Here is a 14,810-nt window from a genome sequence, read left to right on the forward strand (position 1 = left end):
TGATGACTCGGGATCAAGCAAGTGGTTTACGTATGATGAATCAACCTTATAACGATAAAGTAAAAGTAATAGCCGTTTCTGGTGGTAAAGGTGGCGTTGGTAAAACCAGCGTTTCAATCAATACTGCAGTAGCATTAGCTGAAAAAGGAAAACGGGTATTAGTTTTAGATGCTGATTTAGGATTGGCAAATGTGGATATTATGCTTGGGCTTCGTGCCGAGCGTAATTTATCCCATGTATTGTCTGGCGATGTGGAGCTGGATGATATTATTTTGCGTGGTCCAAAAGGTATCGGTATCATTCCTGCCACTTCGGGAACACAAGCGATGGTAGAGCTTTCTTCGGCTCAGCATGCTGGTCTTATTCGAGCGTTTAGTGAGATGCGCACTCAATTTGATATTCTGATAGTGGATACAGCTGCTGGAATTTCAGATATGGTGTTGAGTTTCTCGCGAGCCTCTCAAGATGTTCTGGTTGTTGTGTGCGATGAACCTACCTCTATCACTGATGCTTATGCACTTATTAAGATCTTAAGTCGAGAGCATGGAGTGTTTCGCTTCAAAATAGTTGCGAATATGGTGCGAAGTTTACGGGAAGGTATGGAACTCTTTGCTAAGCTTAGTAAAGTAACAGATCGTTTCTTAGATGTCGCATTAGAATTGGTAGCTACAATTCCATTCGATGAAAACTTGCGAAAATCTGTACGTAAGCAAAAATTGGTAGTAGAAGCCTTTCCAAAGTCACCCGCTACAATTGCCTATCATGGTTTAGCTAATAAAATTATTAGCTGGCCGATACCGCAACAACCTGGGGGACATTTAGAGTTTTTTGTTGAACGATTAGTACAGAAGCCTGAATATCAAGAGGATAGAGCGAGTGAGTAAAACCGCTGCGTATACTTGTTTAGATAATAACGCTTCTATCGTTGAACAGTATGCTCCGCTGGTAAAGAAGATTGCTCACCATCTTTTAGCGCGCTTACCTGCATCAGTACAAATTGATGACTTGTTGCAGGCAGGTATGATGGGATTGCTCGAAGCTTCTACCAATTTTGATGGCACCAAAGGTGCGAAGTTTGAAACCTTTGCCGGGATCCGAATTCGTGGTTCAATGTTAGATGAGATCCGCCGCGGAGACTGGGTTCCAAGGTCTGTGCATCGAAACCAAAGGCGTGTTGCTCAAGTCATTGATGAGCTAGAGCAAGAGTTGGGTCGAGATGCTAAAGACACTGAAATTGCTCAAAAACTTGATATATCGCTAAATGAGTACCACCATATTCTTAACGATGTTTCAGTTGGTAAAGTGATTGGGATTGAAGATCTAGGTGTGTCGGTAGATGTTATTAGTCATATCGAAGGTCAACAAGACGATACATTTGAATCAATTGCGGATGTTGAGTTTCATACGGCCTTGGTTGAAGCTATTAAACTATTGCCAGAAAGAGATGGGTTAGTTTTGTCGCTTTACTATGATGAAGCATTAAATTTAAAAGAGATTGGGGCCATTCTTGAGGTTAGTGAGTCACGGGTTAGTCAGATATTAAGTCAGGCAATGCTCAGACTAAAAGCTAAACTTAAGCACTGGACAAATAGTAACGATCACGTAAGTAATAATTAGAGCTCCGCGGAGGAAACTTTGGACAAGAATATGAAGATTCTCGTTGTTGATGATTTCTCGACAATGAGACGTATCATCAAGAACTTGTTAAGAGACTTGGGTTTTAACAATACTCAAGAAGCAGATGACGGTTCCACAGCATTACCAATGCTACAAAAAGGCGATTTTGATTTTGTTGTTACCGATTGGAATATGCCAGGTATGCAGGGAATTGATCTATTGAAGGCGATTCGCGCAGATGATGAGTTAAAGCATCTCCCTGTGTTGATGGTCACTGCTGAGGCTAAAAGGGAACAGATAATAGCAGCGGCACAAGCTGGTGTGAATGGGTATGTTGTTAAGCCTTTTACAGCTGCAACATTGAAAGAAAAGTTAGACAAAATTTTTGAACGACTCGGTTAATCAAAGGTTGTGCTATGCAGTCTATTTCTTCAGGACTAATTTCGCTTGAACAAGCTACCCAACTTGTAGAGCTGCTTACTCAAGGTGAGCAGTCGCAAGCAGATGAATTGCTCAGAGAGATCGCGACGCCTATTCAAAAAGAGTTGTTTGATGAGGTTGGAAGGCTGACTCGACAATTACACAGTTCTATCGTTGACTTTCAAGTTGACGATAGGCTCGTAACTTTGGCGAGCACCGAGATCCCTGATGCTAAAGAGCGCTTAAACTATGTCATTGATATGACAGAGCAAGCTGCCAATAAAACGATGGATGCTGTAGAGGAATGTTTGCCTTTAGCAAATGTACTTACTACAAACATAAAGTCAGTGAAGCCTAAATGGGCCAAACTCATGAAACGTGATATTGAACTGACTGAATTCAAAGCCCTATGCCATGATGTTGAACAGTTTGTTGAGCAAAGTGAACTTGATTCAATTCGTCTTAAAGATTTACTAAATCAAATTTTATTGGCTCAAGATTTCCAAGACCTAACGGGTCAGATTATTCGCAGAGTGATCGATTTAGTTAGAGAGGTTGAGAATAATCTAGTTTCTATGTTGACGGTTTTTGGCGAACAAACGGTACCCGAAAGTATACCAACATTGGAAACAGGTATTGAAGCTGAAGGGCCGATAATGAATGCTGAGCAACGAGAAGATGTCGTGGCTGGTCAAGATGAAGTTGATGATCTGTTATCGAGTCTAGGTTTCTAATTAGGAGTCAAGTTAATGTCATTTGATGTTGATGAAGAGATACTGCAGGATTTTTTGATAGAAGCAGGTGAGATCTTAGAGCTTTTATCAGAACAGTTAGTGACTCTGGAAAATAATCCAGAGGATACTGAATTGCTCAATGCCATCTTCCGGGGTTTTCATACGGTTAAAGGGGGAGCTGGCTTTCTTAGTTTGAACCCTATGGTCGATGTTTGCCATGAAGCCGAGAATACGTTTGACCTGCTTCGTACAGGTAAACGTGGGGTTTCTGCAGAGTTGATGGATATTATTCTGCAAGCTGTCGACGCCATCAACTCTATGTTTGCTCAGACGCAAGCAGGTGAACAACAAGATTCTGCTGATCCAGAGTTACTGGCAAATTTAAAATTGCTCAGTGCTGGTAAATTATTGCCCAACGAAGGTGGTAATTCTGAGCCAGAAACTCCAGAGCCGGACACGTCAACTGAATTGTTTGAGGAGCCTGCTGCTGACGATGCTGGAATCGATCTATTTGATGAAGAAACAGCTTCCAGTAGCGAAGATGGCAACATAGATGAAATAGATGAATCTGAGTTTGAAGCACTTCTTGATGCACTACATGGTGGTGATAAAGGAGATGATAAGTCATCAGAGAGCCAAAGTGCTGAACCAAGTTCGAGTAGTGATATTACTGATGACGAATTTGAATCATTACTTGATAACTTGCATGGTTCTGGACAGTTTAAATTAAATGATGAAGCTGAGAAAGTGATCGAAGCTCCAGTTGATTCGGATGATATCTCTGATGATGAGTTTGAAAAGTTACTTGATGAGCTACATGGCTCAGATACACAAAAAAGCGCAAAAACCACTCCGGCAGTCGTAGAGACCAAAGCAAAAGAAAAACCTGAAAAAGTCGTGATTGCCGATCCAACGCCGAAAGATGTGCCTGTTGCGAAAGCAGCTCCAGCACCTAAGGCAAAAGCTAAGGCTGCATCTAAGCCTGCAGCAACAAATATGCCGCAAGCTGAAACAACCGTTAGGGTCGACACAGCACGTTTAGATCAGATCATGAATATGGTTGGTGAATTAGTTTTAGTCAGAAATCGCCTCCTTAGTCTCGGTATCGCCCGTGATGATGAAGAGATGTCAAAAGCGTTAGCAAATCTAGATTTGGTGACTGCAGATCTGCAGGGCGCTGTGATGAAAACTCGAATGCAGCCCATTAAAAAGGTGTTTGGTCGATTCCCTCGTGTCGTAAGAGATTTAGCTCGTACGCTGAAAAAAGAGATTGATCTTAATATGATCGGTGAAGAGACCGATTTAGATAAAAATCTGGTAGAAGCATTGGCTGATCCTTTGGTCCACTTAGTGAGAAACTCTGTGGATCATGGTATTGAGATGCCTGATGAGCGAGAAGCAACGGGTAAGTCAAGAACCGGTACTATTACACTTTCTGCTAGTCAGGAAGGCGATCATATTTTACTCAAGATTGAAGATGATGGCGCAGGTATGGACCCTGTGAAATTAAAAGAGATTGCCATTAGTCGCGGCGTATTGGATGAAGACACCGCATCGCGAATGTCAGATACTGAAGCTTATAACTTAATCTTCGCTCCTGGTTTTTCCACCAAAGTGGAGATATCAGATATCTCTGGACGTGGTGTGGGCATGGACGTTGTTAAAACCCGTATTGCTCAGTTGAACGGTACCATTCACATTGACTCATTGAAAGGTAAAGGAACTGTTCTAGAGATTAAGGTTCCGTTGACACTTGCAATTATGCCGACATTGATGGTTGAAGTCGCTACACAAGTGTTTGCGCTGCCATTATCAAGTGTGAGTGAGATTTTTCATCTGGATTTAACCAAAACGAATGTTGTTGATGGTCAATTGACCGTGATAGTTCGAAAGAAAGCTGTACCGCTCTTTTATTTAGAACATTGGTTGAGTCGCAAGCCTAGTGTGTTAGTCCATGGTGATAAGGAACATGGTCATGTTGTCATTGTTCAGCTAGGTACAACACAAATAGGTTTTGTTGTTGACTCCTTGATTGGTCAAGAAGAGGTTGTTATTAAACCTTTGGGTACATTATTACAAGGTACTCCAGGCATGGCTGGTGCTACAATCACATCTGATGGTGGTATTGCACTGATACTTGATGTACCAGGCTTATTAAGTAATTACGCAAAAAAATAAAAATATATGCGGATAGGAAATTGAATGAGCATTAAAGTTCTCGTTGTTGACGATTCTAGTTTTTTTCGTCGAAGGGTAAGTGAGATTGTTGCTAAAGACCCTGATTTAGAAGTGATTGGAACTGCCGTCAATGGATTAGAGGCTGTGAAGATGGCGGCTGAGCTTAAGCCTAATGTCATCACCATGGATATAGAGATGCCAGTCATGGATGGTATAACAGCTGTTCGTGAAATAATGGCTAATACGCCTGTTCCTATTCTCATGTTTTCGTCGTTAACACATGACGGTGCTAAAGCAACGTTAGATGCGTTAGAAGCGGGGGCATTAGACTTTCTGCCTAAGCGTTTTGAAGATATCGCAACGAATAAAGATGAAGCAATACGACTGCTGCAGCAAAGAATTAAAACCATTGGTCGAAGGAGGGTCTACCGACCAATCACTAGACCTGTGGTTACCAAACCAACTTCAGTTCCTTTATCTCGCCCTCTTTCTAGCCCATTACCTCGTACTGGTAGTGCTGCCATCACACCAAAAACCGGCACTATTACTCGTTCTTCTGGAAAGAAATATAAAATATTGCTAATTGGAACCTCTACTGGGGGGCCAGTAGCACTGCAAAAAATTCTGACCAAATTTCCGCAAGATTATCCACATCCTATTCTTTTAATCCAACATATGCCGGCAGCGTTTACCCCTGCTTTTGCATCTCGATTAAATGCTTTATGCAAAATTGAAGTGAAAGAGGCCGCTTCTGGCGATCAATTAAAAGCGGGGCATGCTTACCTCGCACCAGGAGGGATGCAGATGATGTTAGAGCGTGCAGGCTCTCATGGTAGATTGAAAGTGGTGGCAGGTAGTGAGGATATGAATTATAAACCTTCAGTTGATATTACGTTCGCCTCAGTATCCAAAATATTAGGTAAAGAGACATTAGCCGTCATTTTGACAGGAATGGGAGCAGATGGAAGAGAAGGAGCGCGCATGTTGCAGACTTCAGGCGCGACTATTTGGGCTCAGGACGAAGCATCGTGCATAGTATATGGTATGCCACAGGCAGTTACTGCTGCGGGATTGTCTAGTCAATCGATTGGTCTAGAACAGATGGCTGATGCCATTTTACGAGAATCAGCTCATGGCTAAATCAAAGGGGGAGTCGAATACTTTCTCTATTGTGGTTATTCTTTTACTTTCTGTTGCAGTATTCACCTTAACTTCTTTATACCTAGAGATTAGGCATAAAAATGAACTTTTGGTATTAGAAGTTGAAAGATTAGAAGGCACTCAAGTATTACTTATGGTACCTGATGAACAGGCTGAAGTTGTTGCGAAGTGGATGTCAGATAATCCAGAAGCAACTAAAACAATGTTAACTCAAGCAAAGCCTCAACAAGAAGTTAAAGTGAGCTTCGGACCAGGTAATGAAGAACAAGAAGAAAGTCCTCGCCAACTCGATCAGATTGATAAAATCAATCAACCGATAAAGAAAGCTGAAATGCCTGAGAGAATAGAAGCTAATCAAGAAAGCAGAGTAGTTGAAAGTGCTATTGAAGTTCCTATACCTCTTAATGCTAGTGTTCAGTCTTCTGAAATGCAAGATATGAAAGTAATTAAAAATGACAACAATGTCACTAGAAAAGGTTATCTTGAAGCACAGACTGTTTCAGAAAACGACCAAGGAGTAAAGGTCATCGTGTTACCCCACGGGGGGATAAGAGTGACAACTCGAGAACTTGACTAACTTCGGACAGAAATAATAGTAGTTTTGAGGGGATTTTTTGAAAATCTGGACAGTAGCAAACCAAAAGGGAGGGGTTGGTAAAACAACCACAGTAGCCAGTTTAGCGGGCTCTCTTGTAAAGCGTGGCTTGAAGGTGCTAATGATCGATACTGATCCTCATGCTTCCCTGGGGTATTACCTTGGTATTGACTCTGAGCTGGTTAAGTCTTCACTCTATGATTTATTTTTAGCACATCAACAGCTGACAAAAGAATTAATTCAGGAACATATTGTACCAACGTCGGTAGAGGGCATTGATTTGATTCCTTCAACTATGGCATTAGCGACTTTGGATAGGTCATTAGGCCATCAAGGTGGGATGGGACTGATACTTAAAAAATTACTTTTATCAGTCGAAGATAGTTACGATGTTGCATTAATTGATTGCCCACCTGTGTTAGGGGTACTGATGGTCAATGCTTTGGCTGCCAGTCAGCATATTATTGTACCAGTTCAAACAGAGTTTCTTGCAATTAAAGGCTTAGATAGGATGATCAAGACCATGATATTAATGGGGAGGTCAAAAAAGATAAAATATAGTTTTACGATCGTTCCGACCATGTATGATCGACGAACGAAAGCTTCGTCAGCTGCATTGCAGCAACTTAGCAAAGAATATGGAGAGCAACTATGGCCAGATGTTATACCTGTGGATACTAAGTTTAGGGACGCTAGTTTAGCTCATCTTCCAGCATCACATTTTGCTGCTAACAGTCGCGGCGTAAAAGCGTATGAAAGGTTATTAGATCACCTACTCGCAGGAGCAGTACCTCATGTCTCGCCTAGTTGATGATGCTGTTTTAGATTATTTTTCTCTATTGTTAACTGAAGACGATAATGGAAAAGATGAATCACCAATTGATGCTTCTGAAACGATAAGTAGTGATAAATTTAATCAAGATAGGTCAGAAAAATTGGTCAGTTCAGCAATAAGCATATCTTCTAGAGAAGCTGAAATTTCAGTTGTAGATAGTTCAATTTCATTTGATGATGAAAATGAAAAGAGAGTACTGACTCAAAGGCAATCGACACCCAAAAAGATGTCCTCAAATGAGTTAAAAGAGCGAGAGCCGCGATTAGATAAGCTGGCTTTGGAACAACTACTTAAGCCTTTACTTAAGTCTAATAACGTTAAACCTGCTGGTAAAGTAAAGGAAGCCGAAGTAAAGATTCCCCCCAAAGTGTTGTTGGAGTCGAACAATGTTGAACCCAAAGTTCAAGCACAAACAAAACTGAAAAGTAATGTTCAAGAGTTAAATGAGTTTAAACAGGCCCTCGGTACAGCATTTGAAACAAAAATGGGTGAAATTCCGCCTAAAATGACAAAAGATCTACTTGAAACTCTCGATGATGAGTTTCAAGTACTATTCTTTAAAGTGGCTGGGTTAACATTAGCTGTTCCATTGGTCAGTTTAGGTGGGATAGTAAAACTTGATAGGCTCAACCATATTATGGGTCGGCCTTCGTGGTATAAAGGAGTCCAAACTCATAGAGACTCACAGTTAAACGTGGTTGATACTTGTGCTTGGGTTATGCCTGAGAAGTATGATGATGCATTAGCTGAATCCGTAAACTATCAATATGTTGTATTATTAGAAGATAGTAACTGGGGATTAACGTGTGAATCCTTAGTTAATTCAGTAAAAATTATGAAATCGGATGTCAACTGGCGGAGCAAGAGCGGTAAGCGCCCCTGGTTGGCTGGAGTTGTAAAAGAGCAGATGTGTGGCATATTGCATGTGCATGCACTCATAGAGTTATTAAATTCAGGTTTAGGTAGTCAGGATCCTGTTGGCTGAGGTAAATATGACAGACGCAAATCAAGTAGCAATAAATAAAGATGATGAAGTGTTGCAGTGGGTAACATTTAGACTCGACAATGAAACTTATGGCATAAATGTCATGCAGGTTCAGGAGGTATTGAGGTATACCGAAATAGCTCCGGTACCAGGTGCTCCCCACTATGTATTGGGGATCATTAACCTTCGAGGTAATGTAGTTACGGTTATCGATACACGTTCTCGTTTTGGCTTAGCCTCTTCGGAGCTTGATGACTCGACTCGAATTGTGATTATCGAAGCTGAAAAACAAGTGATCGGTATTCTAGTCGACAGTGTTGCTGAAGTCGTTTATCTACGTGGATCAGAGATTGATAATGCTCCCAACGTTGGTACAGAAGAGAGCGCTAAGTTTATTCAAGGGGTTAGCAACCGAGATAATGAGCTGCTAATTCTAGTGGATCTAGATAAGCTGCTGTCCGATGAAGAATGGATGGAACTCACACAAGTTTAACAGCAATTGAATCCTGAATATTAGCTTCTAGTGATTAGGGGCTATTTTCTCGTTTCTGCTTTATAAGAGTCTTAAGAAACCATGATTGGTGATGAAATATTGATCGCGTTAGTTGTGTGTGTAATAGCCGGCTTAGGCTTGTTACTTTTTCAGCATATACAAACTAAACAGTTAAGAAATAAAGTGAATGCATTAACTCTCTTGGTAAAAGAGAGTGATCGTCAACGTGAAACTGTAAAGCGTGAGCTCCAAGAGCTAAGAAGCGGCACAATAGGTGTTGGTCGACGGATGCAGGAACTTGAGAAGAAAGCTTCTTTACAAGATGCAAGATTAGATGAGGCTAAGCATCAAGACCCTCAAGCGAAGCTTTATACTCGTGCAATGAAGATGGTTGATTTAGGTGCTGGGGTTGAGGAGTTGATTCATGAGTGTGAAATACCTAAAGCTGAAGCTGAATTAATTATTAGATTACACGGGAAAGGTTAATACTAAATAAGGGCGGGCTTCGGATATACGTTAAAGCCTTTTTCTATTGTAGGTCGGCATTTATGCCGTCGATCTTGCTTGTTCTAGTTGTCTGGGTTTGATGGGCTAAAGCCCAACCTACAGGGAAGCTGATAAGAGTGGCCTGCGACGGAATTAGTATCTTAACCTTCTTTCCGGCGAATGCCGGAATCCAGCTTTGCTTTTACCGTAAGCGCCAGCGTTCCGTCATCCGTAATCGTAGCATTAATCTCTATAGCAGGGCGCAGCCCGCCCTAGCAGCATAGCGTCCTAGCAAGGAGCTCGCGACTGTCCTCGAAGATGACGAAGTCATCGTCCTTCTTAGCCTTTATACTTTCTCTACTATTTTTTTATGCATATTATTCCACTCTTCTGGAAACTTTCCATCAAGCATATAAGCAAAGGCAATAAGTTCTGCAATAAGCAGATAAAGCTCCTTGGGGATCTCATCCCCAAGTTCTAAGCGTTGAAGGAAGTCGCTGAGGTGAGCGTTTTTATGGATATGAACCCCAGCCTCTTTTGCTAAAGCAATAATCTCATCTGCAACAATTCCCGTTCCTTTTGCTGTGACTTTCGGTGCATTGTGACCATCAAAACCGAGTGCTATGGCTTCACGCTCAGTTTCAAGTAGGTCAGTACTTACTTTCTTATCTGGATCATCTTTCATTTAAATATCCAATACGGTTGAATTACAACTAACAGAAGAACAAATTTTAAGTTCATGCCTTAACAAGTTAAGCCTTGATTTTTACCAAGTAGTGCTCCCCTGGCAGTAAACTGGCTGGGATTTTTGAGTGTTGCGTCGATACCTTATCAGGTGTTAATCCAATAGCGCTTAACTTTTTGATAAGAGGAGGGAGTAGACTGTCGATGCGCTTTTGTAGTTCGGAGTTTTCAACCTTGATGGTCATCGACATCCGATTTTCGAGCACTTTGGCTTGAATTAAAATGGGCCCCTGAAGTAAGTTGAACTTTAATTGTAGTTTCCAGCTATTGGCTTTATCACCATCATCATTATCTTCTTGAGTAAAATGACCTTCAAGATTGTCTTGGTGTCGATTGAGCGAGTAGGGCAAAGTGAAATACCAATTTGTTAGCCCATTAGTGTCACTGCTTGCTTGAGAGTATAAGCTAAGGTTGCTGATCAGTTTCCCTGTGGTTTCTGTTGTGCCAGCTTTTTCAAGTAAAGTAAGGAGTGTGTTACTCGTAGCCATTTTCTGTTGAAGTTTTTGAAAGTAGTTTAGTGTTTCTTGCGTGGTTTTTATTTTCCCATCGGCTTTTTCGGCAGTGAACTGACGGTTTTTAACCCCTAGAAGTAGATGAAACAAAATTGAGATAGAGCTCATATTCGATAGTGATGGTTTAATTAAGGAGTTAACATCTACAGGGGTATTAAGGTTTAGTTGCCCGAGGAGTTCTTCACGTATTTTATGGGGATCAGCTAAGGCAAATAATTTAGTTGGGTTAATGTGAGGAATAAGCTTGCTTAATTGTGATGCTAAATTGTTCTTTATCTCTTTATGTTCGACTGTGGTAGGTAAACTACCAGCTTTTCCAAAAGCATTGTTCAACGCAGTTAACATCAATGTCTGTTTTGCTTTTTGGGTTGTCGAAGAGTATTCATCCGAACTACTTATTACTTTGCTACTCAATTGAGTTATGGCATTTAACTGTATTTCTTTTATTAGGTTTAGCTGCTCTTTAGTGTGTGATTTCACGTGCTCTGTAGCATTTTTATTCTGGTACTCTGGTGGTGAAATGGGTTTAGCAAAAACGTCTTGCTTTGTAAGTGTTTGCTTACTTTCATCAGCCGTCAATTGACTACCGGATAGTTCAGGCAACATCAATTTATTAATTGAGATGTTTTCCAGCGGCTTCATTAAGTTAGAATACAATCTAGCAATGTCAGGTTTCGCAATGGTTAAAGGTTTTTCCACAGATATCGGAATGTCATTTCTCTTGCTGGTATCAATCAAGGATAGTTTAATATCGATTTCACTTATGATGGGCTTTAAGCTTAAATACCACTTTTGACTGTTGAAATGTATGCTGGGTAAAACATGGGTCGGACTCGGGCTATCGGTTTTTTGATGTGGCAATGTGATAGTGGTGGGGAGTGGTACTATTAAATTGTTAGATAGAATAAGTTTTTTACCTACAAGTTGAGCATTAGGTAGCAGGTAGCCTTCATTCCTAGAGCTTAATTGTTTAAGCTGATTAAAGTTTATATTGTTGTCTATGACGAGCTGTTTAACAGCTTGTGGTAGTTCAAAGGTTATTCTCTTAGCTAGATTGACGAGCTTAGTTTCTGAATTGACTAGCTGATTTGTCTGATTGGTAATGTTCTTGGCTTGAGGATCTAATGTCACTTTAACAAGAAATTCAGCAGCAACAGTGGTATCACGTCTATTTTTACTTGATAGGAAATCAATGTTGTAGTTGATTCCGTTAATTGAGATCTGTGTAAGTTTCGCGGTTATATTGGCTTGGTCTGGTTTCACCATATGAGTCTGAGTTAGAGGTATCTCTCTTGGGTTTTGTCTGTTTATAGTTTCATCTGGTAATGTTGGAACTAATGTTTGGTTTGATAAGATTGATCTCTTCATCATGTCAGCATGGTTATTTGTGTGGAGGATCGCAGGTTTATCGTTGTTAGTGGGCTTACTTGGGTTACTCATCTGGTTTTTCCTGCTGGAATTTGATTGTTTAGTCTGTCTATTTAGACGTTGATCTATTTTCTCTGCCGAGTATCCTTGTTGAAGTTACAGTATAATCACACTCATTAGTCTAGTTAATTATTATTGAGATACCTTCTTATCGTCAAAAGTTAAGAAAAGCTTTAACTTTGATTTGCTACGAAACAATAGTGACTGAAATGGATTCAGTTGTAAGCTCTAAGAGAGAAATATGAAGTTTAATAGAATAGTGCTGATGTTAGCATCGTTTGCCGTCTCAGCTTTTTCAGTATCTGGGCAGGAAGTCCTATCTGAACATTCAGCAGACATAGAGATGCTGAATGTGAACGTTGATGATGGTAAGCAAAAGCTTAATGAGTATGAGCTAGTACAAGATGCACCTTCAGTTATCATCTCTTATAACGATCCTAGGGATCCTATTGAAGGATTTAACAGGACTATGTGGGATTTTAATTACCTATTTATGGATCGCTATCTATACCGACCTGTAGCTCATGGTTATAAAGATTATATTCCTTTGCCAATGAAAACAGGTCTTAATAATTTCGTGAGTAATCTCGATGAACCTAGTACATTAGTTAACAATACCTTACAAGGTAAGTGGGGCTGGGCGGCAAATGCTGGGGGGCGATTTACAATTAATACCACCATGGGCCTACTTGGCGTCATTGATGTTGCTCATATGATGGGACTGCCACGTAAACAAGATGAATTTAATGAAGTTTTGGGATATTACGGTGTTCCTGATGGACCTTATTTTATGGCTCCGTTTTTAGGGCCTTACGTGACTCGAGAACTCGCGTCTGATTGGGTTGATGGCCTATACTTTCCTTTATCAGAGTTTACTGTTTGGCAATCTTTAGTCAAATGGGGGCTTATAAATCTACATCGACGTGCAGAGGCCATAGATCAGGAAAGGTTGGTTGATAATGCTCTGGATCCATATACTTTTGTGAAAGAGGCTTACTTTCAACATATGGACTATAAGGTGTATGATGGTGATGTTCCAGTAGATTTAGATGATGACGAACTCCTTGATGAATATTTGGAGGAGCTAGATTAAAAGTAATGAAGAGGGAAGTACTTAGGACTCGAACCTTCTGTACAAAAGGACCTTTAATGGCGCTAAAAGAACTTGTTATTTTACTTGTTGAAGATGATCCTGTTTTTCGAACCATTGTTGCAAGTTTTCTTGATAGCCGTGGCGCAACGGTACTCGAAGCTGATGATGGCGAGCAAGGTTTAGATAAGTTTAAAGAATATGCCATCGACATCGTACTGGCAGATTTGAGTATGCCAATTATGGGCGGGTTAGTGATGCTCAAGAAGATGTCTGAGATTAACCCAAGTGTCCCTTCTATTGTAATATCTGGTAATCAAGTGATGGCTGATGTAGTTGAAGCCCTGCGAATTGGTGCTAGCGATTATTTAGTTAAGCCTGTTGCTGATCTTTTTCTTATCGAAAATGCCATAAAGCAATGCCTCGATGAACGTCATATGAAAGATGTACATCTTGAGGATCTGGAAGAGCTTTCTTATCAAGAGTTACAAGATAATCTAGCGGTGCTAGAACAGAACGCTGAAGCGGCAAAAAGCGTTCAGCAGCAACTATTCCCTCCTTCACAGATCAATTATCCCACTGCAAAAATCGATTACAGTTTATTTAAAGCTGATGAGGTTAGTGCTTACTTTATTGATACCGTTAATGTCGGAGATAAGCATCTTGTCATGTATATGGCGCATTTCCATCCTCAGGATAATCGGGCTGCGTTTGGTAGCGTGTTATTAAAAAGTTTCGTCAATCAAAAGCTTAAACTTTTTCGAGATGGTTCGACGCTCGCCATCATTGAGCCTTACAACATGCTTTGTTATCTAAATGAGCGGATGACTAAGTCAGGGTTGGACATTTTTATTGATATTGTTTATATCGTCGTTGAGTTGACTCAATACCGTGCATCTATTGCTCAAGCTGGCCATGGTTTGCGCTGTTATATTCGCAACAGCGAAGGGCTCACGCCATTAGCGCTTCCTGATTCACTACAGTTAGGAATATTAGATTGGGGGCAGCCTAGTTCTCAATTCAGAACCTTATTACCTGAAGAGAAACTCTGTATCTGCTCCAGTGCAGTAGAGCATAAGCACATGTTACTCGAAGACCACTTCAGTGGACTCACCTATGATACTCAAATTCCTTCTGGTGGATATGTGCAACTCTCTTTTTAAAATTTAAGACGAACGCCGATTACGTCAGCTTCGAGGGTCGTCGTATAAAGGCTGAGAAGGGCGATGACTTCGTCCATCTTCTAAGGCAGTCGGGAGCTCCTTGCTATAAAAGCTGAGAAGGGCGATGACTGCGTCATCTTCTAGGACAGTCGCAAACTCCATGCTAGGACGTTCGCAAGCTCACTGCGAGGGGCGGCCTTTGGCTTGCTATACGAGCTAAACTGCGAGGAAAGCTTCGATTACGGATAACGGATCGCTCGTGCATCACTTACGGTAAAAGCAAAGCTGGATTCCGGCATTCGCCGGAAAGACGGTTAAGATACTATTTTCGTCGCAGGCCCGTCCTTGTCAGCTTGCCTGTAGGTTGGG

Annotated in this window: 15 protein-coding genes; 13 read left to right on the top strand and 2 right to left on the bottom strand. The window is 40.9% G+C overall.

Features of this window, described 5'->3' with window-relative positions:
• Positions 1-2: 2 nt before the first annotated feature.
• From FN961_RS04110 to FN961_RS04160, 11 genes are all read left to right on the top strand, one after another.
• Positions 3-884, top strand: coding sequence for a MinD/ParA family protein (locus FN961_RS04110; RefSeq protein WP_143563360.1), 882 nt, complete (start codon positions 3-5; stop codon positions 882-884).
• A complete protein-coding gene (locus FN961_RS04115) occupies positions 877-1,617 on the top strand; it encodes an RNA polymerase sigma factor FliA (RefSeq protein ID WP_143563279.1) in 741 nt (246 codons plus the stop codon). The genes FN961_RS04110 and FN961_RS04115 overlap by 8 nt, the downstream gene beginning before the upstream one ends.
• Positions 1,618-1,635: 18 nt before the next feature.
• The gene (cheY, locus tag FN961_RS04120) at positions 1,636-2,019 is read left to right on the top strand and encodes a chemotaxis response regulator CheY (protein ID WP_012143382.1); all 384 of its coding nucleotides are present in this window, start codon (positions 1,636-1,638) and stop codon (positions 2,017-2,019) included.
• A gap of 14 nt (positions 2,020-2,033) precedes the next feature.
• On the top strand, positions 2,034-2,771 hold the full coding sequence (locus FN961_RS04125; protein WP_143563280.1) for a protein phosphatase CheZ: 738 nt from the start codon (positions 2,034-2,036) through the stop codon (positions 2,769-2,771).
• Positions 2,772-2,786: 15 nt separating this feature from the next.
• Complete coding sequence (locus tag FN961_RS04130; RefSeq protein ID WP_143563281.1) at positions 2,787-4,949, top strand: chemotaxis protein CheA; 2,163 nt, start codon at positions 2,787-2,789, stop codon at positions 4,947-4,949.
• Between the two features lie 24 nt (positions 4,950-4,973).
• Positions 4,974-6,089 (top strand): protein-glutamate methylesterase/protein-glutamine glutaminase, encoded by a 1,116-nt coding sequence (locus FN961_RS04135; protein ID WP_143563282.1) that lies wholly within the window; start codon positions 4,974-4,976, stop codon positions 6,087-6,089.
• Complete coding sequence (locus FN961_RS04140) at positions 6,082-6,687, top strand: hypothetical protein (protein WP_143563283.1); 606 nt, start codon at positions 6,082-6,084, stop codon at positions 6,685-6,687. The genes FN961_RS04135 and FN961_RS04140 overlap by 8 nt, the downstream gene beginning before the upstream one ends.
• Before the next feature lie 37 nt (positions 6,688-6,724).
• Positions 6,725-7,516, top strand: a complete 792-nt coding sequence (locus FN961_RS04145; protein ID WP_143563284.1) for a ParA family protein — start codon at positions 6,725-6,727, stop codon at positions 7,514-7,516.
• Entirely contained in the window at positions 7,500-8,525 is a 1,026-nt protein-coding gene (locus tag FN961_RS04150) for a chemotaxis protein CheW (protein WP_143563285.1), read from the top strand. The genes FN961_RS04145 and FN961_RS04150 overlap by 17 nt, the downstream gene beginning before the upstream one ends.
• A gap of 7 nt (positions 8,526-8,532) precedes the next feature.
• Positions 8,533-9,018: a chemotaxis protein CheW gene (locus FN961_RS04155; RefSeq protein WP_143563286.1), complete on the top strand. Its 486-nt coding sequence runs from the start codon at positions 8,533-8,535 to the stop codon at positions 9,016-9,018.
• A gap of 81 nt (positions 9,019-9,099) precedes the next feature.
• Complete coding sequence (locus FN961_RS04160) at positions 9,100-9,504, top strand: DUF2802 domain-containing protein (protein ID WP_143563287.1); 405 nt, start codon at positions 9,100-9,102, stop codon at positions 9,502-9,504.
• Between the two features lie 346 nt (positions 9,505-9,850).
• Here FN961_RS04160 and FN961_RS04165 read toward each other — a convergent pair whose 3' ends face one another.
• Both FN961_RS04165 and FN961_RS04170 read right to left on the bottom strand, forming a co-directional pair.
• The gene (locus FN961_RS04165; RefSeq protein WP_143563288.1) at positions 9,851-10,189 is read right to left on the bottom strand and encodes an EscU/YscU/HrcU family type III secretion system export apparatus switch protein; all 339 of its coding nucleotides are present in this window, start codon (positions 10,187-10,189) and stop codon (positions 9,851-9,853) included.
• Between the two features lie 67 nt (positions 10,190-10,256).
• Positions 10,257-12,200, bottom strand: a complete 1,944-nt coding sequence (locus tag FN961_RS04170) for a flagellar hook-length control protein FliK (RefSeq protein ID WP_143563289.1) — start codon at positions 12,198-12,200, stop codon at positions 10,257-10,259.
• A gap of 331 nt (positions 12,201-12,531) precedes the next feature.
• On the opposite strand from FN961_RS04170, the gene FN961_RS04175 reads away from it, so the two are divergent.
• Positions 12,532-13,281, top strand: a complete 750-nt coding sequence (locus FN961_RS04175; protein ID WP_143563361.1) for an MlaA family lipoprotein — start codon at positions 12,532-12,534, stop codon at positions 13,279-13,281.
• Positions 13,282-13,337: 56 nt separating this feature from the next.
• Positions 13,338-14,441 carry a response regulator gene (locus FN961_RS04180; protein WP_143563290.1) on the top strand — a complete coding sequence of 368 codons (1,104 nt, stop codon included), beginning with the start codon at positions 13,338-13,340 and terminating at the stop codon, positions 14,439-14,441.
• Positions 14,442-14,810: the final 369 nt, after the last annotated feature.

Source organism: Shewanella hanedai, from assembly GCF_007197645.1.
Taxonomy (GTDB): Bacteria; Pseudomonadota; Gammaproteobacteria; order Enterobacterales; family Shewanellaceae; genus Shewanella; species Shewanella hanedai.

Bases quoted from the DNA above. Each gene is read 5' to 3' on its own strand.
- FN961_RS04170 (WP_143563289.1), bottom strand. From the start codon at position 12,200: ATGAGTAACCCAAGTAAGCCCACTAACAACGATAAACCTGCGATCCTC.
- FN961_RS04135 (WP_143563282.1), top strand. From the start codon at position 4,974: ATGAGCATTAAAGTTCTCGTTGTTGACGATTCTAGTTTTTTTCGTCGA.
- FN961_RS04160 (WP_143563287.1), top strand. From the start codon at position 9,100: ATGATTGGTGATGAAATATTGATCGCGTTAGTTGTGTGTGTAATAGCC.
- FN961_RS04130 (WP_143563281.1), top strand. From the start codon at position 2,787: ATGTCATTTGATGTTGATGAAGAGATACTGCAGGATTTTTTGATAGAA.
- FN961_RS04125 (WP_143563280.1), top strand. From the start codon at position 2,034: ATGCAGTCTATTTCTTCAGGACTAATTTCGCTTGAACAAGCTACCCAA.
- FN961_RS04175 (WP_143563361.1), top strand. From the start codon at position 12,532: ATGCTGAATGTGAACGTTGATGATGGTAAGCAAAAGCTTAATGAGTAT.
- FN961_RS04110 (WP_143563360.1), top strand. From the start codon at position 3: ATGACTCGGGATCAAGCAAGTGGTTTACGTATGATGAATCAACCTTAT.
- FN961_RS04150 (WP_143563285.1), top strand. From the start codon at position 7,500: ATGTCTCGCCTAGTTGATGATGCTGTTTTAGATTATTTTTCTCTATTG.
- FN961_RS04180 (WP_143563290.1), top strand. From the start codon at position 13,338: ATGGCGCTAAAAGAACTTGTTATTTTACTTGTTGAAGATGATCCTGTT.
- FN961_RS04165 (WP_143563288.1), bottom strand. From the start codon at position 10,189: ATGAAAGATGATCCAGATAAGAAAGTAAGTACTGACCTACTTGAAACT.
- FN961_RS04140 (WP_143563283.1), top strand. From the start codon at position 6,082: ATGGCTAAATCAAAGGGGGAGTCGAATACTTTCTCTATTGTGGTTATT.
- FN961_RS04155 (WP_143563286.1), top strand. From the start codon at position 8,533: ATGACAGACGCAAATCAAGTAGCAATAAATAAAGATGATGAAGTGTTG.